We start from the raw sequence: 21,385 nt of genomic DNA on the forward strand, positions 1-21,385 counted from the left end.
CGGGGGAGCTGGCCGGGAGTTGTAGGATGACTGGGCAATTGAAGGGGGCGCCCGCCGGGGCGGCTCGCTGCTGCGTGAGAGGAGTCCGGGTGGTACTGCGTGCCGCGGGACGGCAGTCCCTCGTCGACACGGTCGTCGCTCAACTGCGCGACCAACTCGCCGACGGCGAATGGGAGGTGGGCGAGCGCATACCCACCGAGCACGCCCTCGCCGAACAGCTCCAGGTCGGTCGGAACACCGTCAGGGAGGCCGTACGCGTCCTCGTCCACGCCGGGATGCTGCGGTCGCGGCAGGGCGAGGGCACCTTCGTCGTCTCGGCCTCCGACGCGGGCGAGGTGATGCGGAGCGTCCAACGGGCCGGCGTACGCGACGTGTTGGAACTCCGTGTCGCGCTGGAGACCGAGGCCGCACGCCTGGCCGCCACACGCAGGCAGCCGGCCGACATCGCGCGGATGCGCGAGGCGCTCGCCGCGCTGGGGACGTACGCCGACGCCGAACAGCGCCCCGGGGCGGGGCAGTACGAGCTCTTCGCCGAGCAGGACACCGCGTTCCACGTCGCACTCGTCGAGTCGGCGCACAACGTCGCGCTCAGTGCCACGTACCGGTGGCTGAGCGGCTCCGTGCGCGACGCCTTCCTCACCTCGCTCCGTGACGCCCGCCTCCCGTCGCTCCGCGACGAACAGACGTCCCCGCTCGCACCGCACGACCACGCGGCGGTGCTGGAGGCGATCGAGGCCGGAGACCCCGAGCGTGCGGAGCGGGCGATGCGGGACGTGCTGGAGGAGCCGCGGCGGGCGGTGGACGAGCTGCTCGACGGTGGGACGGCGTGAGCCAGCGCGCGGCCCGGTCGACGGGCGCTCAACTCCGGTGCGGCTGACGTCCTTCGGTTGAGCCGGGCCGTCGTGGTGGCGCGACTTTGCGTCCGGTTCTCCGCACGAGTCGCAAGAGCCGAGGCGCTTCGGTGTGCGTAGCCGACTCCGATCACGACTGTCCGGCTGCTCCGTTGTCGACCGGGCTCGGCTTCCCGGCGGCGGCCACGAACAGGCTGGACGATGTGCGCCGCCCCATGACCTGTCTGCGCGCCTCATGCGCGCCGTCACCGAGTCTTCGGCACCGGCAGCACCGGCAGCACCGGCGTCGGCCGTGGCGACGGACTGCTCGTCCTGGTCGGGCTGCACGTCCGGAGTCGGCTGACGAGGCGATGTGACGACGTCACGCCGTGCGGGCGTCCGGGCTTCGTTGGGACACCGCCCGTCCTCTTCCCTGATGCGGCGGCCGGCAGGTCAGTCCGGGGGCCAGGTTTTTTGGAGCCCTGGCAGGGCGGTCCTTCAGGACTTCAGAGCGAGTCCCCGCTCGCCGTGAGAAGCGGTGGGCCACGGGCGCCGCGAGTGGCTGAGGGCGTTTCGGAGCCAGTCGATGACGCCGTCCAGTTCGGCGTCCAGGCTCTCCCGGTCGATTGCAAGGTCGGGCTGGCCGGTGCGCCGAAGGAAAGCAGGGAGGTCCTGGAGCTGTTCCCGTATCCAGGCGACGGGGTCAGCCGTCAGGGCGGAGTCGAATACGCGGTCTCCTGGTTCACCGTCCTCGACGGCCGGGTGCCAGTGAATGCGATCGCCGCGCCCCGGCCCGGACTCCAGCAGATCGAGACGGCAGAACGCCGGCTCCAGCGTCCAGCGGTCAGAAGCGTAGATGCTGCCCTCCTGCCGTTCGTGTACGACGCGGAACTCGATCCGCAGTCCTCGCTCCCGGACGTTCGGACCCGTCTCGGCCGGGTCCACGAAGTCGATCTCCTCGGCCGTGATCGCCAGTTGTCCGAACTTCCAGGCTATTTGCATCTCGGTCCCTTCCTCGCGGTGTTCCCCTCAGGGCGTTCGCATCGCCGTGGCCGGGGAGCGGTCTTCCGCTCCGGCCCGCGCCCGGGGAGGCCGCCTTGTCGCCATCCGGCCGGCGGGCACCGGCTCCGGCCCCTGGCCCCGACGGCAACGGTCGACCGGGTCTCAGTGTCGACAATCGGCGGTGGGTAATCAACTCAACCCCAGGAGGTCACCGCATGGCCAAGTTCGTCCAGGTCTCGATGAAAGACCGGCCGCGGCGGAGATCCGGTCGAAGATCCTCTCCGGCGAGCTCGGACCCAAGATGCGCCTGACTGAACAGATGTTCGCCAATGAGTACGGCACCAGCCGTTCGGTGGTGCGTGAAGCGATGCTGGTCCTGGAGTCCCAGGGGCTGATCGTCTCCGTCCCTTACAAGGGCTCGGAGGTGGCGTCGGTCTCGCGGGAGGAGGTGGAGAACCTCCTGCTGCCGGTGCGCGTACAGGTGGAGCAGTTCGCTCTGCGCACCGCCCTGGAAAGCTATGACGCCGCCTACTTCGAGCGCTTCGACCGGGTGCTGGACGATATGCAGCAGGCGGTGGCCGGCGAGAACGTCGAAGCCTTCAACGACGCCGACATCCGATTTCACGCCTTGATCGTGGGCGCTGCCGATTCCGAGGCCGTCCGGACCATGTGGGAGGCCATCCACATGCGCATCCGTATGCACCTGGCGCTCCAGACCGGCCGCACGGGAGCGCTGGAACAGTTCCTCCAGGACCACCGGGCTCTCGTCGAGGTACTCCGCACCGGGGACGTCGAGGAGAGCGCTCGCATGCTCGAGGAGCACATCATCGGGTCGAACCGGCCCTTTCTCCGCGTCTTCGACGAGGAACAGGGAGCGTAGCCGTAGGCCGGTGGCCGGCGCGCAAGTCGTGCCGGTGGGGGATCGGCGCGTCGAAGTGGTCGGCGCGTCACCGCTGTTCGGGAGGTGAGCGCAGGGGGCGCGACAGCCATGGGTGCTGCCCGGGTGATGGTTGAGCGTGGTCGACGGCGTCCAACTCGGCCTGGCCGGACGTGCGGATGTCCGTGGCCTTGGCGACGTATTGCGGAACGCCGCGGCCTTGTCGCCTCGCTGGTTCCCCGGGCTGGACGTGCGGTGCGGGGTGTAACGCGCCTTGGCCGCCGACGGCTTGGGCCGGGACCGAGGGTTCCGCTCCCTTGGGACGGCAGAGGCGGTGGGGCTCTCCCGGTGCGTCGGCGCTGATCCGAGTCACAGCAGGACGCAAGCGGGCTCGTCGCCTTGTTGCCGTGCGGCCGGTGGCTATCGCAGTGCGCTGCGACTCAACTCGCCTCGCCCCATGGCGGGTTGAGCCGGGCCCGAGGTGCGCGGCTGCTGACGCGGGCCTTCTCCCCGGCGGCGTCGGTCGTGCGGCATTCCGCCGGACGCGGGCCCGAAGGGCGCGCCCGCGTCCGGCCGTTGGTCGACGGGCGTCGACGGATGCGCGCCCTCACGCCTCCCCGGCCTGGGGGCTGAGCGTCCGCAGCTTGCGACCGGCGAACCAGCCGCCGAGAACCGTGACGACCAGAAGCAGCACGACACCGGCGACGGGGCCGACGCTGGAGCTGACCCCCGTACCGTCGGCGGCGATCCGCTCGGCGAGGGAGAGCCCCCACTGCTGGACGCTGAGCACGCGCGCCCCCGGCACGACGCTCCCGACGAGCGCCTCCCAGATGAGCGCGTACACGAGGCCGATGACGACGGCGTGCCTGGTCACGGTGCCGAGCAGCAGGAAGAGCGCGCTGTAGGCGATCGAGGCGAGGGCGGAGGCGACGGCGAACGCCACGGCCAACTGCCCGCTGTTGCCGTTGAGTACGAAACCCGCGAGGAGCATCGGCACCGCCGTGAAGGCGACCGAGACACCTATCGCCACGATCAGCTTGCTGACGATGATCGTCGGTCGCTTCAGCGGTTTCGCGAGGAGGTAGAGAACGGAGCCGTCCTCGATCTCCGGTGCTATCGCGCCGGTTCCGGCGATCACGCCGATCAGCGGCACCATCGTGGCGACGCCGAAGCCCGTGAGGAGATTGGCGGTGACGGCGTCGTCCGCGCCGACGGTGGCGCGCACCAGCGCCGCGATCACCAGCAGGAGCAGTGGCAGCCCGCTGAGCAGGAGCACCCGGCGGCGTCCGAGGAGACCTCGGTAGGTGAGCCGGGCGACGGTGGGGTCGAACATCGCTGCTTAGTCCCTTCAGGCCGCGACGAGGTACGAGAAGACGCTCTCCAGGGACTCGTCCGAGGGCGAGACCGTGTGGAGCCTGATGCCCCGCTCCGCGGCGAGCTTCGGCAACACGGCCGTGAACCGGCCGAAGTCGACGGCCTGGATGCGCAGAGCGTTCTCCACCTCGTCGAACTCGATGCCCGAGGTGCACGCGTCCGCTATGAGCGCCGCGGCGAGTGCACGGTTGTCGTCGGAGCGGACCAGGTAGCGATGGGGGCGGTCGGTCATCAGCCGACGGATGCGGCGGAAGTCGCCGCTCGCTGCGTGCCGGCCGGCGACGATCACCTCGATGTGCGAGGCGAGTTGCTCCACCTCCTCCAGGATGTGCGAGGAGAAGAGCACCGTCCGGCCCTGATCGCCCATCTGCCTGAGCAGCTCCATGAGGTGCATGCGTTGGCGCGGGTCCATGCCGTTGAACGGCTCGTCGAGCAGCAGCACGGACGGTTCGTGGACGAGCGCCGACGCCATCTTGACCCGCTGGCGCATGCCCTTGCTGTAGGTCGAGATGCGGCGGTCCTGCGCGTGCTCCATGTCGACGGTGGCGAGCGCCCGGTGGGTGGCAGCGCCGGGGTCGGCGAGCCCGTGGAGCTCCGCATTGGCGAGGACGAACTCCCGCCCCGTGAGGAAGTCGTACATCCCCTCGGCCTCGGGCACGAGCCCGAGATGCGAGTACGCCTGCTCGTTCCGCCAGACCGCGGCGCCGTCGAGCGTCACCGAGCCGTTGGACGGGGCGAGGAAGCCCGCCATCATGTTGATCAGTGTCGACTTGCCTGCGCCGTTCGGGCCCAGCAGGCCTGTGACGCCGGGCGAGACGTCGAAGGTGACGTCGTTGACGGCGACGACGTTGCCGAACCAGCGCGAGGCGCCTTCGATGTGCAAGGTGGTCACAGTCCGGCCTTTCGGTAGCGGCGCAGCAGGAGGAAGTAGCTTCCTGCTATCAGCGCGGCGGTGAGCAGCAGGTAGACCGCGCCTTCACCGAGCGGCGGCGTCCGGCTGCCCGGGAAGGTCGACTCGCCGCCCAGGAAGGTGGCCTGGACGCCGTCCATCAGGCTTCCCGGCGAGGCGAGGCCGATCCAGCCGGTGACCCCCAACGCGTCCTGGTCCCAGGCGATCCCCTGGAGTGCGCTGACGAGGAAGTACGGCACGGTGAAGGCGACGATCACGCCTGCGACGCCGAAGCCCCTGCGCGGGGTGTGCGCCGCGATGGCGGCCGCTATCCCGGCGTGGAGGACCGAGAAGAGCGCGCACATCACCAGGCCGAGGGCGAAATTGCCCGTCTGGTCGGCGAAGTCGAGCTTCGCCAGCAGGGCGCCTGCGTAGAGCACGACCGCCGGCACGGCGGTGAAGACGAAGAGCGCGGCGGCGAGCGCACCGTACTTGGCGGTGACGTACTCGCTGCGCTCCAGCGGTCGGGAGAAGTACAGCGGTGTGGTGCGGTGGCGCAGGTCGAGCGAGATGGCCTGCGGTGCGGCCGCGGCGAGAAAGATTCCGATGACCGGCTGCATCGTGAGTACGTACTCGGACTGGCTCAACGGCAGGTCGGAGGTCTTCGTGACCACGGTGACGGCGACAACGATGGCCGCCGGCAGCACCATCACGGCGAAGAGGCACATCGGCAGCACCTTCGACTTCGCCGACCTGCCGAGGCCGTAGACACCGCGGAGCGTCTGCACCAGCAGCGAGCGGAGTATGTAGCCGCCGCCGAGGCGCTGGCCCGTGTAGTTGCGGTAGCCGATGTCGTGGATCGAGGCCGCGGAGTCGCCCGTGCCGGGCGCGACGCCGGCTGGGGCGCCGGTGCCCGCCGCTCGAGCGTCCGGTGGCGTGTGCGGGGTGTTCAACGTCGCCTCCCGGCAGCTGTCTCGGTGGTTGCCGGCGCGTTCTGCGGCGGGACGGCGTCCGTCCCCTCGGCTGCGTCCCCCTCGGTGAAGACCTCGGAGATGCGGTGCCGGCGCTGTTCCATGCGGACGAGCCCCAGGCCGAGTTCGGCGACGGTGTCGCGCACGGTGTCGTGGACGGCGCCCTCGGCGTCCGCCTCGACGGTGAGCAGCCGGGGCGAGCCCGGTGCCGAGGAACCCCCGCGCGTGACGCTGAGGCCGGCCGCCCCGAGCGCGGTGTGGAGCGCCTCGGTGCCGTCGGGATGGGCGTCGGTGTCGGTGACTTCGACGGTGAGCGCCGCTGCCTCGCGGGTGAACTCCCGGGTGGCGGAGGCGCGGAGAAGCTGGCCGCCGTCGATGACGACGATCTGGTCGCAGGTCCGCTCCAACTCCCCCAGCAGATGCGAGGTGACCAGCACCGAGATGCCGAACTCCGCGTGTACCCGCCGGATCAGCGCCAGCATCTCGTCCCTGCCGACGGGGTCGAGGCCGTTGGTCGGCTCGTCGAGCAGGACGAGCTGCGGGTCGTGCACGAGGGCCTGCGCGAGCTTGACGCGCTGCTTCATGCCCGTCGAATAGCCCCCCATGGCGCGGTACCGCTCCTCGTGGAGGCCGACGTGGCGCAGGATGTCGGCGGTGCGCTCGCGCGCGTCGTCCGGCGGCAGCCCGGACATCCGTGCCAGATGGACGACGAACTCGGTGGCGGTGACGTCCGGGGGCAGGCAGTCGTGCTCCGGCATGTAGCCGACACGTTCCCTGATCGCCCGGCCCTCTCGCGCCACGTCCAGTCCGAGGACGGTGGCGCTTCCCGCAGTCGCGGGCGAGAGACCCAAGAGGATCTTGATCAGGGTGGACTTGCCGGCGCCGTTGGCGCCCACCAGGCCGGTTACTCCCGGTGCGATGCCGACGGTCAGCCGGTCCAGCGCGGTCACTTCGGGGAACCGCTTGCCGAGGCCGTCTGTCGCAATCACATTCACGTCGACGACGCTAACCGCCTCAGAACCGTGTGGCGTCCGACGAACGGACCGGTCCCAGAAGCCCTTTCTCCGCCGTAGGTCGTACCCGCCCCTACGGGACCTGCGAAGAAGCGCGGAGCGCCGCCCGGAATGGTCCGCTCCGCCGTATCGGAGGTTCACGCCCAGGGGTGGCGGAGTTATCCACAGGCTGTGGCGCTTCCCTTGACTCTCTCAGATGGCGTTGTCACATTCATCGGTGTCAACGTCGCGGCTGTGTGCGGCAGTCGGGCCAAGTCGGCCCGTCTGCAGGGTAGTTCGGGCGTGGCTCCCGGCGGTGAGGGGCAGCTCGTCGGTCGGGGCCGTGCCCCGCGGCGTGTAGCGGGCCGGATGCCGGTGTGTGCACCGGCACAGGGTCGCACGGGGTGACGGAAGGGTGAGCGACCGGGCAGCGGTGCGGGGCGGTGCCCCGCGAGAGAGCGAGGTGGGGAGAGTGCGGAAGGCGATGAGGCGCCCCGAGGACGCCGGGCTGCTGGAAGGAGCGCGCGAGCGCCGGGTGAGCAGCGGAGACGTGGAGCTGTGCGTGGCCGAGCTCGGCGATCCGGAGCGGCCGACGATCGTCCTGGTGCACGGCTACCCGGACAGCAAAGAGGTCTGGTCGCTCGTGTCCGAGCGGTTGCAGGAGCGGTTCCACGTGGTCCTCTACGACGTCAGGGGCTGCGGCCGATCCACCGCTCCCAAGCCGCTCCGCGGCGGCTTCACCCTGGAGAAGCTCACCGACGACTTCCTCGCAGTCGCCGACGCGGTGAGCCCGGGCGAGCCCGTCCATCTCGTCGGCCACGACTGGGGATCGGTGCAGGCGTGGGAGTTCGCCACAGCCAAGCGGGCGGCGGGGCGGATCGCGAGCTTCACCTCCGTCTCAGGGCCCTCGCTCGACCACCTCGGCCACTGGATGAAACGCCGCGCCATGCGCCCCACCCCGCGTCGGGCGGCCCAACTCCTCGGCCAGAGCGCGAAATCCTGGTACGTCTACCTGCTCCACACCCCCGCCCTCCCCGAAATCGCCTGGCGCGGAGCGCTCGGCAAGGGCTGGCCCACGATCCTCCGGCGTCTTGAGAAAGTCCCCGCCGGCCCGTACCCGACGCCCTCGCTCCCGCGTGACGCCTCGCACGGAGCCTGGCTCTACCGGGACAACATCCGCACCAGACTCCGCCGCCCCCGCCAGGACTGCCACGCCCACGCCCCGGTACAACTGATCAGCCCCACAGGCGACATCTTCCTCAGCCGGCACGTCTACGACGACCTCGACGAGTGGGCACCCTCGCTGACGCGCCGCACCCTGCCCACGAGGCACTGGGCCCCGCGTACCAGGCCCGATCAACTGGCCTCCTGGATCGCGGAGTTCGTGGACGCCCAGCGCCGCGGCCGGAACCCGGAGCCCGCCGAGGAGCCGCGCAGCCCGCACGCCGACAGGTTCGCCGGGCAGCTAGTGCTCGTCACCGGTGCCGCGAGCGGGATCGGGCGCGCCACCCTCTTCTCGTTCGCGGAGGCGGGCGCGCGCGTCATCGCCGTCGATCGGGACGCCGAGGGCGCTGCGCGGGCCGCCGACGCGGCCAGACTGATCGGCGCTCCCCGGGCCTGGTCCGAGAACGTCGACGTGTCCGACGCACAGGCGATGGAGGAGCTCGCGGAGAAGGTCGCGCAGGAGTACGGCACCGTCGACGTACTCGTCAACAACGCCGGCATCGGGGTCACCGGCTCCTTCCTCGACACGGACGTCGAGGAGTGGCAGCGCACTCTGGACGTCAACCTGTGGGGCGTCATCCACGGCTGCCGGCTCTTCGGCAGGCAGATGGCGGAGCGCGGGCAGGGCGGGCACATCGTCAACACCGCCTCGGCCGCGGCCTTCCAGCCCTCGCGTGCCCTTCCCGCGTACGCCACCTCGAAGGCCGCGGTGCTCATGCTCTCCGAGTGCCTACGTGCCGAGCTGGCCGGTCAGGACATCGGAGTCTCCGCCATATGCCCGGGTATCGTCAGCACGGGGATAGCCGGCACCGCTCACTTCGTCGGCTCGGCCGAAAGAGAGGAGGAGGCCCTCCGCCGACGCACCTCCCGTTTGTACCGCATACGCAACTACCCACCGGAGAAGGTGGCTCGGGCCGTGGTGCGCGCGGTCGTCCGCAACCAGGCGGTGGTGGCCGTGACCCCGGAGGCCCGGAGCGCCCGCTTCCTCTCGAAGGTGATGCCGGGATCGCTGCGTGCGCTGGCGAGGGTGAATCCGCTGAGCAGGGCCTCCAAGTAGCACGTGAAAAGGGGGCGTTGAGCGCGCGGGGAGAGAGCGGACCGGAAGGGCGCACGTCGGCTTGCTGCCACTCCCGGGGCTGGCGGGTGGCCGGAGTCCCGGTGGGGCGGCCGCCGCGGCTGTGCGCCGGCCCGCCACGAGCGGCGGTCGGTGGCCGGCTGTACGGCCGTCCGGTGCGGTCCGTCGTTGACCGCCCCGAGAGCTGTCGGGCGGCTCCCGGCGGCAGCCCCCGGACGCGCCGACGTGCTTGCTGTGGAGACTGGTTGCACGAGCCGTGAGGAGAAAGGAGGCCCGATGGCGGAGACCGAGTACCGCATAGAAGAGCTGTCGCAGCGCAGCGGCGCCACCGTGCGGACCATAAGGGCCTACCAGGATCGCGGTCTACTCCCCAGGCCCGAGCGCCGCGGTCGGGCCAACGTCTACGACGACACCCACCTCGCGCGGCTGCACCAGATAGCGGAGCTCCTGGAGCGCGGATACACACTGGCGTCGATAAAGGACCTCCTCAGCGCCTGGGACGAGGGCCGGGGCCTCGGCGGAGTGCTCGGCCTCGTCGCCGAGGTCGAAGGGCCGTGGACCGACGAGGTCTCCGGCAGGGTCTCGCGTGCCGAGCTCGACGAGCTCTTCGAGGGAGGGCGACACGACGAAGCCGTCGACGAGGCTGTCGAGGAGGCGGTCGCCCTCGGGGTGCTCGTACCGGTCCCCGAGGCCCCCGGCGACTTCCTCGTGCCGAGCCCGCAGGAGCTTGCCGTCGCGGCCGAACTCCACCGTGCCGGTGTCCCGTTGCTCGCAGTCACCGAGCATCTGCGGGAGCTGCGAAGCCAGATGGAACACATCGCGGCCCGATTTCTCGACTTCACCAACGAGCACGTCTTCACCCGCTACCTGGCGGGCCGCCCGGGTGAGGAGGACGCTGCCGAAGCCGCCGACCTCGTGCGACGTCTCCGCCCGCTCGCCCAGCAGGCGGTGGAAGCCGAACTCGCCCGCGCCATGCGTCTCCTCGCCGCCCGCAACCTCCGTGACCACCTGCGGTCGGCCGCCGCAGCACCGTCCCCGAGCGGGGAGCGTCTCGTCCCCGTGCGCCTGCCGGCGGGCACCGTGGAGGCGGTCGGCCGCCTCGTCGGTGAGAAACACGTCGGGGAGTTCCTCACGGCGGCAGCCGAACGCGAGGTCAACGCACGCACGATGGACCATCTCACGGCCAACGGCCCGGAAGCCGACGCCTCGTCCCGGGCGTCACAGCCCGCGAACGGCTAGCCGCGGGCTCGCAGTTCGCGCCCGTCGGTCCTCGCACCGCACCCGCTGCCAGCCTCGTCGTGCCGCACGCCGACCGCACCGCTCGCCCGAGCGCAACCGGTGCATAGGCTCCTCCCATGACGCCGCGCCTGAGTACCGTGATCCTGCCCGTCCGCCGCTGGTCGGAAGGGGGCCGCGACGAATGGACGCGCGCCGAGGAGCTGGGTTTCCACGCCGCGTACACCTACGACCACCTCTCCTGGCGAAGCTTCCGCGACGGCCCGTGGTTCGGCGCCCTCCCCACGCTCACGGCCGCCGCGACGGCCACCGACCGCCTGCGCCTCGGCACCCTTGTCACCTCGCCCAACTTCCGCCATCCCGTCAGCCTCGCCAAGGAGTTGATCTCGCTCGACGACATCTCGGAGGGGCGCGTCACCCTCGGCATCGGCGCAGGCGGGAGCGGCTTCGACGCCACGGCGCTCGGTCAGGCGGCGTGGTCCGCACGGCAGCGCGCCGACCGCTTCACCGAGTTCGTCCCGCTGCTCGACCGCCTGCTCACGGAGGACGAGGTCACGCACGAGGGGTCCTACTACTCCGCTCACGAGGCCCGGAACATCCCGGGCTGCGTCCAGCGCCCCCGCCTCCCCTTCGCCGTCGCCGCGACCGGTCCGCGTGGCCTGCGCCTGGCGGCGAGGTACGGCCAGGCATGGGTCACCACAGGCGACCCGAAGACATTCGACGCCGGCTCCGAGGAGTCCCTCGCCGCCGTCGCCGGACAGGTGTCCCGGCTCCGGTCGGCCTGCGCCGAAGTCGACCGCGACCCGGAGGAGTTGGAGAAGGTCCTGCTCACAGGCTTCACACCGGAGCGCGCCACGTTCCTCGACTCCCTCGACGCGTTTGTCGACTTCGCAGGACGCCACGCCTCCCTCGGCTTCACCGAGATCGTCGTACACGCCCCGATCCCCGACTCCCCCTTCGCGGCCGACCCAGCCGTCTTCGAACGCATCGCCACCGAGGCCCCGGACCAACTCGCCTGACGACGCCGCCTCGCAGCGAGAAGCCACAATCCCCACCGCTCTCCGCGGAGGCGAGCCGATGCGCTGTCTCGGCCCGCACGTTCGCAAGGCGAGGAGTTCGGCCCGATCCCTCCACTACGCGGACGGCACGCGTCCCCGGCACCACCAGGACAGGCACAGACGAGCCGGGTCAAAAGCGCGGGACACCGCCCGTACGAACCCGTACGCCGCCCCCCCCCGGCGGCCGGCACCGAGAGCGACCGGCGGCAGGGCTGCCCGACGCACGGTCGGCGCCGCGTACGGGCAGCCGTCACACGCGTGCGCCTGACGAGAGAGCCGCCGACCCCACCCGAAGGACCGGCAGGACGGCAGCCACGCACGCCACCGCACCCGCAGCACTCAAAGGCGCAAGCACGACGCGAGCGCCCCTCAGCCCTCTCTCACAGCCCCGGAGCCCCCCACACGGGAAACCAGCGCCCGAGGTCCTGCTCGATCGGCAACTCCCCCGAGAGCAGCCCGCGGACCTGGAGCTCCAGCGGGTTGTCCCGCCGCTCGGCGGCGCCGGGCATCGGCGCGAACGGGTAGAAGGTGCCGCGCTTGTAGAGGTAGACGAGGCCGAGCCCGCGCGCCCCGTCCTGTTCGTGGAAGCCGACGAGCGAGCAGAGTAGCTGCGGTCCGAACCCCGCGTCCGCGAGAAGCGTGTTGACGGCGTGCAGGTCGTTGACGAGCTCGGCGGTCTCCTCGGGGCCGTGACGCGCGATGAGCCAGGTGTAGCCGTACTGGTCCTGGCTGAACTCGACGGGGATGCCGGTACCGCCCTCGCCCGCGTCGGCGTCGAGAAGCGCGCGGACCTCCTGCTGGAGCCGCGAGAACGCCCCGCCTTCGACGCTCGCGAAGCAGACGGCGCCGACCCCGGTGGGCACGAACCCCGCGCCGGCCTGGAGCGTCACCGCGGCCGACGGGAGCGCGAAGAGCTGCTCGAGATCGGGCCGGACGGGTTTGCTGCGTCCGAGGAGGGCGTCGAGGAAACCCACGCGTGCGTCACCTTCCGAGTTGGGCCGAGATCCGGCCGAGTTGGTCGAGCCGCTTCTCCAGCGGCGGGTGCGAGGAGAGCAGTGCCGCAAGGCTCTCACCGGAGAACGCCGGGACGAAGTAGAAGGCGTTGAACGCCTCCTGCTGACGGAGGTCGCGCGTCGGGATGCGGGACATCTCCCCGCTGATCTTGGTGAGCGCGGAGGAGAGCGCCGAGGGCTTCCCGGTGAGGAGCGCGCCCGCACGGTCGGCGGAGAGCTCCCGGTAGCGGGAGAGGAGTCGGGTGAGGAGGAAGCTCACCACGTAGACGAGGGCGCTGATCAAGGGGATGAGCAGCAGCAGGAGCTGCGCGCCGTTGTTGTTGCTGCTGCGTCCGGCCCGTCCGATCCCCGTCCACAGCGCCATGCGCGTCATCATCCCGGCGAGGACGCCGAGGAAGGAGGCGATCGTCATCACCGCCACGTCCCGGTGGGCGACGTGGGAGAGCTCGTGGGAGAGGACGCCTTCCAGCTCGTCGGGCTCCAGCCGGCGCATCAAGCCGGTGGTCGCGCAGACCATGGAGTTCTTCTGGTTGCGTCCGGTGGCGAAGGCGTTGGGCACGTCGGTCTCGGCGATCGCCACCCGCGGCTTGGGCATGTCCGCCAGCGCGCAGAGCCGGTCGACCGCTCCGTGGAGCTCCGGTGCCTGTTCCGGCGTGACCTCCTTGGCGCCCATGCTGAACGCGGCGATCTTGTCGCTGAACCAGAACTGTGCGACGAAGACTCCGCCCGCGATGATCAGGACCAACGGCCAGGCCCTGCCGAGCGCAACGATCAGCACCCCCACGAAGACGACGTAGAGCAGCCCGATGAAGAACATCGTGGTCACCATGCGGCGGGCAAGTCCGTGGTCGGGTGCGTACCGTGTCCGGGCCATGGGCTCCTCGCAATCTCTCCGGAGCGGTCCCTTTCGATTCTCCCTCCGAACGGTAGGAACGCAGAGTGCACCGGAGCCGGTGTGAGAGTCGGCACATCGTCGCTGCTCAGCGGGGTCGTGCAGGTGCTGTGCGTGGGGATTGGGAGAGGCTGGTCCCGCGCGTCCGGTAGTGGCCGATTAGTGACTCTTGGCAACGCTCATTCGGGCGGCTTCTCGCACGCCTGTCCTGGAATATGCGCGATGATGGTCCTCGTGACTTCACTCCCGGAGCTGCCGGTTCCCCCGGCCACCAGCACGGCGCTTCCGCGCCTGATCGCGACCGACCTCGACGGCACGCTGCTCAGGGACGACAAGACGGTCTCTCCACGAACCCTCAGCGCACTGGCGGCCGCCGAGGCCGCAGGGATCGAGGTGTTCTTCGTCACCGGCCGCCCGGCCCGCTGGATGGACGTCGTCAGCGAGTACGTGCACGGGCACGGCTTGGCCATCTGCGCCAACGGTGCCGCCGTCGTCGACCTCCACCACGGCGGCCGCATGGTCGACGTGCGCCCTCTGGAGCGCCCCGACGCGCTCCGCACGGTGCGTGCGCTGCGGCTGGCAGCGCCCGGCGTGACCTTCGCCGTCGAGCAGTCGACGGGCATCCACTACGAACCGGAGTACCCGCCCTTCCAGTTCGACCCGGGCGCCTCCTTCGCGCCCGCCGAGGAACTCCTCGCCGACGACCGCGCCGGCTTCACGATCGACCCCGTGCTGAAGCTCCTCGCCCACCACCCGGACCTCGGCCCGGACGCCTTCCTCAAGCTCGGCCGCGAAGTCGCCGGTTCCTACGGGCAGTTCACCCGCTCCAGCCCCTCGGCGCTGCTGGAGATCAGCGGCAGAGGCGTGAGCAAGGCGAGCACGCTCGCCCGCTGCTGCGCGCAGCGCGGCATCCTTGCCGAAGAGGTGGCCGCCTTCGGCGACATGCCCAACGATCTGGAGATGCTCGACTGGGCCGGCGCCTCCTACGCCATGGCCAACGCACACGCAGCCGTCCTGTCGTCGACGCGCTTCACCACCGTCTCCAACCAGGACGACGGGGTGGCCGCCGTCATCGAGTCCTACCTCGCGTCGTAGCCGTCACGACGACGCCGGTTCGGCGCCGTCCCCGGCGAGGGAGATCCGCGGGCTCCGACGCTTTTCCGCGCTCGCTGCCTCAGTGCACCGCGGGCTGGTGCGGTGCGCCGGCGTGCGCCGACCCGGCCGTGCGCAACGCGTCCGCGGACTCCTCCCGCTCCAGCATCCGTGCGAACGGGCCGTCGACGGCGGCGAGTTCGCGGTACGTGCCGCGCTGCACCGCGTGCCCGCCGTCGAGGACCACCACCTCGTCGACGGCGTCGAGACCGCGGAGCCTGTGGGTGATCAGAAGTGTGGTGCGGCCTTCGGTCGCGGTGAGGAGATCCCGGGTGAGCGCGTCGGCCGTGGGCAGGTCGAGGTGCTCGGCGGGTTCGTCGAGGAGGAGCACGGGGAAGCCGGCGAGGAGCGCCCTGGCGAGGGCGACGCGTTGGCGCTGCCCGCCCGAGAGGCGGGTACCGCGCTCGCCGACGAAGGTGTCGAGGCCGTGCGGCAACGTCGCGATCCAGCCGTCCAGGCGCGCGGCCGAGAGCGCGGCGCGGAGTTCGGCGTCGGAGCTTTCCGGGCGGGCGAGGAGGAGGTTCTCGCGCAGCGTCGAGTCGAAGAGGTGCGCGTCCTGGGCGCAGAGTCCCACGTACCGGCGCACGGTGTCCCCTGCGAGCCCTTCCCGTCCCAGCGCGGGGACGCCGCCGAGCGTGTAGCTGCCGTGCTCGGGGTCGAGGAAGCGGAGCAGCGCGTGGACGAGCGTCGTCTTGCCCGCTCCCGAGACGCCCACCACCGCAACCCTGCGGCCCTCGCTGAGCTCCAGGTCGAAGGAGTCGAGCGCGGCCCGCTCGGCTCCGGGGTAGCGGACGGTCAACTCGCGTACGGAGAGCGGGAAGGGGCGTGCGGGCGACGCGGCGCTCCCCTCGTCGCGCACCGGCTCCGGGGCGTCGAGCACTTCTTGGACGCGCTCCGCCGCCCGCTTGGTGCGCAGCCGGTGCTGCACGGCGAGCGGGAGGTCCGTCACGGCCTCGAAGGCGGCGAGCGGGACGAGCACCACGGCGGCGAGCCAGATCCCGTCGAGCCTGCCGTCCGCCACGGCCGCCACCCCGACCCACGCCGACGCGGCGACCGTCAACCCCGTGGTGAACGACCCGAGTCCGGTGGCGAGCGCCGTCGCGGCGGCGGAACGCGCCGTGAGCCGGGTGAGCGAGGTATCGGCGGCGCGCAGCCTGTTCAGCCGGTCCGGAAGGGCGCCGGCGACGGTGAGTTCGCCCGTGCCGGTGAGGACGTCGAGCGTACGCGTGGTGAGCGCACCGCGCGCCGGCGCGAGACGTTGCTCGACGCGCCGCGCGACGAGCGCGGTGAGCGCGGGCACCCCGACGCCCGCGACGAGCAACCCCGCGGCGAGCACCGCCCCGGCCTCCGGCAGCAGCCACCAGGTGAACGCGGTGGCCCCGAGCGACACGAGCGCGGCGACGGCGGCCGGTTGCAGCCACCGCAAGAAGTAGTCCTGGAGCGCGTCGACGTCGGAGACGAGCCGCGAGAGCAGGTCGCCGCGGCGCGCACGTCCGAGTCCGGCAGGCGCGAGCGTCGTCAGCCGTCGGAAGACGCCGACGCGCAGCCGCGCCAGCACCCGCAGCACCGCGTCGTGCGAGACGAGCCGCTCCGCGTACCGGAAGACCGCCCGTCCGATCCCGAACGCCCGCGTCGCCGTGACGGCGACCATCAAATAGAGCACGGGCGGCTGTTGAAAGGCCCGCGAGATGAGCCACCCCGAGGTCGCCATAAGCCCGACCGCGCTCCCCAGCGCCAACGCCCCGAGCACCAGCGCGAGCCCCATGCGCCGGCGCTCAGGCCGCCCGGCAGCGCGCACGCGCGCAAGCGCCGTCCGCACAACTCCCGGCGCCCTCACACCGGTTCTGGCGCTCGCCTCACGCGGGTTCGCGCCTGACCCGTCCGCCTCCTGCGCGACGCCGCCGGTCCGGTCGTCGCCTTCAGCGACAGCGGAAGTGTGCGGGCCGTCCTGACGTACCTGCTCCGGCTCGTCGTCCGCTGCGCGCGCGACGACGTCGGCCCTGCCGCCCTCGTGGACGGTGACGCGGGGCTCGTCGGACGCACCGTTCCGCGCGTGCTCCGGCTCGTCGTCCGCTTCCGGCGCGACGACGCCGTCTCTGCCGCCGGTGGCGGTACGGGGCTCGTCGGGTGCGCTGCCCCGTGCCCTTTCGCGCGCGTGCTCAGGTTCTTCCGCTTGGCGGGCGACGACGCCAGCCCTCCCGTCGCCTTCGTGGACGGTGAAGGCGTTCGGCTCGCCTGGTGCGCCGTCCCGCGCCTCGCCGCCCCCATCACGGAAGCCACCGCCGGCGCGCGCCCCACCGGTTGCGCCACCCCCGACGCGCACGTCCCCCGGTCCGCCCGGAACCGGCAGCCGCACCCGCGCGGGTGCGTCCGCACGCGCCCCGTCGGCTGCGCCGGTGTCCGGCAGCCGCACCACCCGGTCCGCGAGCGCCAGCAGCGCGGGCCGGTGTGCGACGAGCAGCACCGTTCGGCCCTCGGCGAGCTTGCGCACCGCCTCGACGACCGAAGCCTCCGTCTCGCCGTCGAGCGCTGCGGTGGGCTCGTCGAGGAGCAGCAGGGGGCGGTCGGCGAGGAACGCCCGTGCCAGCGCGACGCGTTGGCGCTGTCCCGCGGAGAGCCCGGTGCCGTGCTCGCCGAGGAGCGTTCCCGGCGCCAGCTCCGCCGCCGCCGCGTCGCGGAGCGCGGACACCACCTCCGCTTCCGTGGCGTCGGGACGCGCGAGGCGGACGTTCTCCGCGACCGTGCCCGCGAAGAGTTGGGGCGCCTGCGGCACCCATGCGATCTGCGTGTGGAGGCTCCGGACGCTGAAGTCCGCGGCGTCGCGCCCGTCGAGGAGCACCCGGCCGCGGTCCGGGCGCACGAACCCCAGCACCGCGGCGAGCAGCGTCGACTTGCCGGCGCCCGAGGGCCCGACGAGCGCCACTCGTTCGCCCGGCGCGACCGAAAGCGTCGTCGGCGGGAGCGAGTCGGCGTCCCGCTCGTCCCTGCGGATCGCGGCGCCGTCGAGGGAGAGCGTGGCGCGGCGCAGGTCGGGTGCGGTCTCGCGGCCGTCGGCCACTGGTTCGGCCTCCAGGACGGCGAAGATCTCCTCGGCCGCGGAGAGCCCCTCGGCTGCCGCGTGGTAGCGCGCCCCCACCTGGCGCAGCGGAAGGTACGCCTCCGGCGCGAGGACCAGCACCATGAGCCCCGTCTCCAGGTCGAGTTCGCCGCTGACGAGGCGCATCCCGATGCTCACGGCGACGAGCGCGACCGACACCGTGGAGAGCAGCTCCAGCGCGAAGGAGGAGAGGAAGGCGAGCCGCAGCGTGCGCAGCGTCGCGCGCCGGTACCGGTCGGTGATCCGGCCGATCTTCTCCGTCTGCGCACCGGCGCGCCCGAAGATCCGCAGCGTCGGCAGCCCCTCGACGACGTCGAGGAAGTGCCCCGACAGCCGCGAGAGGAGCCGCCACTGACGAGTGGTGTGCGCCTGCGTGGCCCAGCCGATGAGCGCCATGAAGACGGGGATGAGCGGCAGCGTCACGAGGATCACGCCGGCCGAGACCCAGTCCGCCGTGCCGATCCGCAGCAGCACGGCGACGGGCACCACCACCGCGAGCGCGAGCTGCGGCAGGTACCGCGCGAAGTAGTCGTCGAGCGCGTCGATCCCGCGGGTGACGAGCGCCGAGAGTTCACCCGACCTGTGCCCCGCGAGCCACTCGGGCCCCAGCCGCGCCGCCCGCTCCACGAGCCGCAGCCGCAGCTCCGACTTGACCGAGGCCGAACTCCGGTGTGCAGCCAGCTCGGTGAGCCACGAGACGAGCCCGCGCCCCACCGAGACGCCCGCGAGCCACAGCAGCGGCCCGCGCAGTTCGCCGACCCCGGCTCCGTCGACGAACGCCCCCACGACCACCTCGGCGATCAGCATCGCCTGGGCCACGACGAGGAGGGCGCCGCAGAGTCCGAGCAGCACCGAGCCGCCGAGGAAGCGGCGGGCGGCGCGGGCGTGCCCGAGCAGCCGCGGATCGACGGGGCGCATGGTCCACCTCCGGTGTGTGCGGGGGAAGTTGGGGCGGGATCAGTGCTCGCCTGCGGTCGAGAGCGAGTCGGTTCCGATGCGCTTGCGGAAGACCCAGTACGTCCACGCCTGGTAGGCGAGGACCACGGGCGTCGCCAGCGCGGCGCACCAGGTCATGATCTTCAGCGTGTACGGGGTGGACGAGGCGTTCTCGGCCGTGAGGTTCCAGGCGGGGTCGAGCGAGGAGGGCATCACGTTCGGGTAGAGCGCGAGGAAGAGCATCGCGACGGAGGCGACGACGGCGACGCCCGAGAAGGAGAACGCCCATCCCTCCCGCCCGGCGAGGTTGCAGCCGAACGCGGCGGCCAGCCCCGCGACGGCGAGTACGAGCGCGAGGAGCGACCAGAGGCCGCCCCCGTCGAGCTGCGTCCAGACGAGGAAGCCGCCGGCGGCGACCGCGGTCCCGAGCGCAAGCCGGCTCGCGAGCCGCCGCGCCCGCGTGCGTATGTCGCCGAGGGTCTTGAGCGCGACGAACACGGCACCGTGGAAGGTGAAGAGGAGCAGCGTCACCGCCCCGCCGAGCAGCGGATAAGGACCGAAGAGGTCGAGCACGTTGCCGACGTACTCCTTCTCCGCGTCGATCTTCACCCCGTGGACGATGTTGCCGAAGAGGACGCCCCACGCGAAGGCGGGCACGAGCGAGCACCAGAAGATCGCCCACTCCCACCTCCGCTGCCAGTACTCCTCCTCGCGCTTGGCCCGGTACTCGAACGCGACGCCGCGCACGATCAGGCACCCGAGGATCACCAGCAGCGGCAGGTAGAACCCGGAGAAGAGAGTGGCGTACCACTCGGGGAACGCCGCGAAGGTGGCGCCCGCCGCTGTGATCAGCCAGACCTCGTTGCCGTCCCAGACCGGTCCGATGGTGTTGATCAGGACGCGGCGCTCGGGCCGGTTCCGGGCGAGGAGCCGGGTGAGGACACCGACACCGAAGTCGAAGCCCTCGAGGAAGAAGTAGCCGATCCACAGGACGGCGATGAGTACGAACCAGACGTCATGCAGGTGCACCGCTGATCCCCTTCCGCTGCCGGGGCCGAGGCCGGCCCCGCAGACACGTCGGTACGAGCACGTCAGTAGGAGAAGGCCATGGGCTTGTCCGGGTCCCCACCGATCTTCGTCGGCGGGTTCCTGTCGGCCTCGGTGAGTTCGGGCGGTCCCGCCTTGACGGCCTTGGCGAGGAGCTTCACCTCGATCACGGCGAGGATCGCGTAGAGGAGCGTGAACCCGATGAGCGAGGTGAGCACCTCGCCCTGGGAGACGCTCGGCGAGACGGCGGAGGCCGTGGGGAGCAGCCCGTAGACGGCCCACGGTTGGCGGCCCATCTCCGTGAAGATCCAGCCGAAGGAGTTGGCGATCAGCGGGAACCCGAGCGTGAGTACGGCGATCCGCCAGTACCAGCCGCTGAGCCAGGGGGAGAGCTCGGTGTCGCGGAGCAGCGCGAGGCGTGGCACCTCCTCGGGCTCGGTGCGCAGCCTCTCGGAGAGCCAGAACCGGTTGCGCGTGAGGTAGAGGCCGACGAGGCCGACGGCGAAGGAGGCCATCCCGAACCCGATCATCGCCCTGAACCCCCAGTACGCGACGGGGATGTTGGGCCGGTAGTCGTCGAGCCCGATGGTGTCGCGGTACTTCTCCTGGAGCCTCTCGTTGGTGTCGTTGATGCCCGGCACCTCCTCGCTGAAGTTGTCGTGCGCGAGGAAGGAGAGGAGCCCGGGTATCTCGATGGCGACCTTGTTGTGCCCGGCCTCGACGTCGCCGTAGGCGAAGACGGAGAACGGTGCCGGCGCCTCGGTGTCCCAGAGCGCCTCGGCCGCCGCCATCTTCATCGGCTGCTGCTCGTACATGATCTTGCCGAGGCGGTCCCCGCTGACGACGGTGAGCAGCCCGCCGATCACCAGCGTGACGAGCCCGAGCCGCAGCGAGCTGCGCATCACCTCGACGTGCCGCCGCCGCAAGAGGTGCCAGGCGGCTATGCCGACCATGAAGGCGGCACCGGTGATCATCGCGGCCGTCATCGTGTGGAAGAACTGCGCGAGCGCCGTGTTCTGCGTCAACACCTGCCAGTAGTCGGTGAGTTCGGCACGGCCGCTCTCCTCGTTCATTCGGTAGCCGACGGGGTGCTGCATCCAGGAGTTGGCGGCGAGGATGAAGTACGCGGAGAGGACGGTGCCGATCGCGACGAGCCAGACGGTGGCGAGGTGGAGCCGCTGCGGCAACTTGTCCCAGCCGAAGATCCACAGGCCGATGAACGTCGACTCGAGGAAGAAGGCGATGAGCGCCTCGAAGGCGAGCGGAGCCCCGAAGACGTCGCCGACGAACCGCGAGTAGTCCGACCAGTTCAGCCCGAACTGGAACTCCTGGACGATGCCGGTGACGACGCCCATGGCGATGTTGATGAGGAAGAGCTTCCCCCAGAACTTCGTCGCCCTGAGGTACTTCTCCTTGCCGGTGCGCACCCAGGCCGTCTGGAGGACGGCGGTGAGGGTGGAGAGCGAGATCGTCAGGGGGACGAAGAGGAAGTGGTAGACGGTGGTGATGCCGAACTGCCATCGCGCCAGGGTCTCCGGCGCCAGCGCTAGGTCCACGGGGTCCTCCTTAGATCGCGCCCTCTGGCTCCGTGCGTCCGTCCGTATTGCCCTGATTCCTATGGGTAGTCGCGGGCTTGGTCACGGGCTCGTGAATGCGTTCACATTCACAAGCAATTATGCACTCGGACCTAACGGACAAAGCTGCGGGGGGTGGGTGACGA

16 protein-coding genes are annotated in these 21,385 nt (G+C 71.2%); 6 read left to right on the forward strand and 10 right to left on the reverse strand.

Going from position 1 to position 21,385, the window contains the following annotated elements; translation table 11 throughout:
* The first annotated feature begins 89 nt into the window (after positions 1–89).
* Positions 90–830, forward strand: coding sequence for a FadR/GntR family transcriptional regulator (locus tag F603_RS0120045; protein ID WP_019547762.1), 741 nt, complete (start codon positions 90–92; stop codon positions 828–830).
* 498 nt (positions 831–1,328) lie between these two features.
* Here the strand turns inward: F603_RS0120045 and F603_RS0120050 are convergent, their stop codons facing one another.
* Positions 1,329–1,832, reverse strand: a complete 504-nt coding sequence (locus F603_RS0120050) for a hypothetical protein (protein WP_019547763.1) — start codon at positions 1,830–1,832, stop codon at positions 1,329–1,331.
* A gap of 301 nt (positions 1,833–2,133) precedes the next feature.
* On the opposite strand from F603_RS0120050, the gene F603_RS32460 reads away from it, so the two are divergent.
* On the forward strand, positions 2,134–2,712 hold the full coding sequence (locus F603_RS32460; protein ID WP_245600833.1) for a GntR family transcriptional regulator: 579 nt from the start codon (positions 2,134–2,136) through the stop codon (positions 2,710–2,712).
* A 604-nt stretch (positions 2,713–3,316) separates the two neighbouring features.
* Here the strand turns inward: F603_RS32460 and F603_RS0120060 are convergent.
* The 4 genes from F603_RS0120060 to F603_RS0120075 are packed head-to-tail and all read right to left on the reverse strand — an operon-like array spanning position 3,317 to position 6,932.
* Positions 3,317–4,042, reverse strand: a complete 726-nt coding sequence (locus F603_RS0120060; protein WP_019547765.1) for an ABC transporter permease subunit — start codon at positions 4,040–4,042, stop codon at positions 3,317–3,319.
* A gap of 15 nt (positions 4,043–4,057) precedes the next feature.
* The gene (locus F603_RS0120065) at positions 4,058–4,975 is read right to left on the reverse strand and encodes an ABC transporter ATP-binding protein (protein WP_019547766.1); all 918 of its coding nucleotides are present in this window, start codon (positions 4,973–4,975) and stop codon (positions 4,058–4,060) included.
* Positions 4,972–5,925, reverse strand: a complete 954-nt coding sequence (locus F603_RS0120070; RefSeq protein ID WP_019547767.1) for an ABC transporter permease subunit — start codon at positions 5,923–5,925, stop codon at positions 4,972–4,974. Before F603_RS0120070 ends, F603_RS0120065 begins: the two co-directional genes overlap by 4 nt.
* Positions 5,922–6,932 (reverse strand): ABC transporter ATP-binding protein, encoded by a 1,011-nt coding sequence (locus F603_RS0120075; protein WP_019547768.1) that lies wholly within the window; start codon positions 6,930–6,932, stop codon positions 5,922–5,924. The genes F603_RS0120070 and F603_RS0120075 overlap by 4 nt, the downstream gene beginning before the upstream one ends.
* Before the next feature lie 487 nt (positions 6,933–7,419).
* Here F603_RS0120075 and F603_RS0120080 point away from each other — a divergent pair, with 487 nt between their 5' ends.
* The 3 genes from F603_RS0120080 to F603_RS0120090 all read left to right on the forward strand — a co-directional run bounded on the left by F603_RS0120080 (position 7,420) and on the right by F603_RS0120090 (position 11,489).
* Positions 7,420–9,216, forward strand: coding sequence for an SDR family oxidoreductase (locus F603_RS0120080; protein ID WP_019547769.1), 1,797 nt, complete (start codon positions 7,420–7,422; stop codon positions 9,214–9,216).
* Positions 9,217–9,510: 294 nt separating this feature from the next.
* Complete coding sequence (locus F603_RS0120085) at positions 9,511–10,473, forward strand: MerR family transcriptional regulator (RefSeq protein WP_019547770.1); 963 nt, start codon at positions 9,511–9,513, stop codon at positions 10,471–10,473.
* A 116-nt stretch (positions 10,474–10,589) separates the two neighbouring features.
* Positions 10,590–11,489, forward strand: coding sequence for an LLM class flavin-dependent oxidoreductase (locus tag F603_RS0120090; protein ID WP_019547771.1), 900 nt, complete (start codon positions 10,590–10,592; stop codon positions 11,487–11,489).
* A 419-nt stretch (positions 11,490–11,908) separates the two neighbouring features.
* On the opposite strand, the gene pspAB is transcribed toward F603_RS0120090, so the two are convergent.
* Both pspAB and htpX read right to left on the reverse strand, forming a co-directional pair.
* Entirely contained in the window at positions 11,909–12,502 is a 594-nt protein-coding gene (gene pspAB / locus F603_RS0120095; protein ID WP_019547772.1) for a PspA-associated protein PspAB, read from the reverse strand.
* Between the two features lie 7 nt (positions 12,503–12,509).
* Positions 12,510–13,415, reverse strand: coding sequence for a zinc metalloprotease HtpX (gene htpX / locus F603_RS0120100; RefSeq protein WP_019547773.1), 906 nt, complete (start codon positions 13,413–13,415; stop codon positions 12,510–12,512).
* Between the two features lie 240 nt (positions 13,416–13,655).
* Here htpX and F603_RS0120105 point away from each other — a divergent pair, with 240 nt between their 5' ends.
* Positions 13,656–14,528, forward strand: coding sequence for an HAD family hydrolase (locus F603_RS0120105; RefSeq protein ID WP_019547774.1), 873 nt, complete (start codon positions 13,656–13,658; stop codon positions 14,526–14,528).
* Positions 14,529–14,607: 79 nt separating this feature from the next.
* Here the strand turns inward: F603_RS0120105 and cydD are convergent, their stop codons facing one another.
* From cydD to F603_RS0120120, 3 genes are all read right to left on the reverse strand, one after another.
* The gene (gene cydD / locus F603_RS0120110; RefSeq protein ID WP_019547775.1) at positions 14,608–18,600 is read right to left on the reverse strand and encodes a thiol reductant ABC exporter subunit CydD; all 3,993 of its coding nucleotides are present in this window, start codon (positions 18,598–18,600) and stop codon (positions 14,608–14,610) included.
* 39 nt (positions 18,601–18,639) lie between these two features.
* Positions 18,640–19,647, reverse strand: coding sequence for a cytochrome d ubiquinol oxidase subunit II (cydB, locus tag F603_RS0120115; RefSeq protein WP_019547776.1), 1,008 nt, complete (start codon positions 19,645–19,647; stop codon positions 18,640–18,642).
* A 62-nt stretch (positions 19,648–19,709) separates the two neighbouring features.
* Positions 19,710–21,221: a cytochrome ubiquinol oxidase subunit I gene (locus F603_RS0120120; protein ID WP_019547777.1), complete on the reverse strand. Its 1,512-nt coding sequence runs from the start codon at positions 21,219–21,221 to the stop codon at positions 19,710–19,712.
* Positions 21,222–21,385 lie beyond the last annotated feature (164 nt).

This window comes from Streptomyces sulphureus DSM 40104 (assembly GCF_000381025.1).
Taxonomy (GTDB): domain Bacteria; phylum Actinomycetota; class Actinomycetes; order Streptomycetales; family Streptomycetaceae; genus Streptomyces; species Streptomyces sulphureus.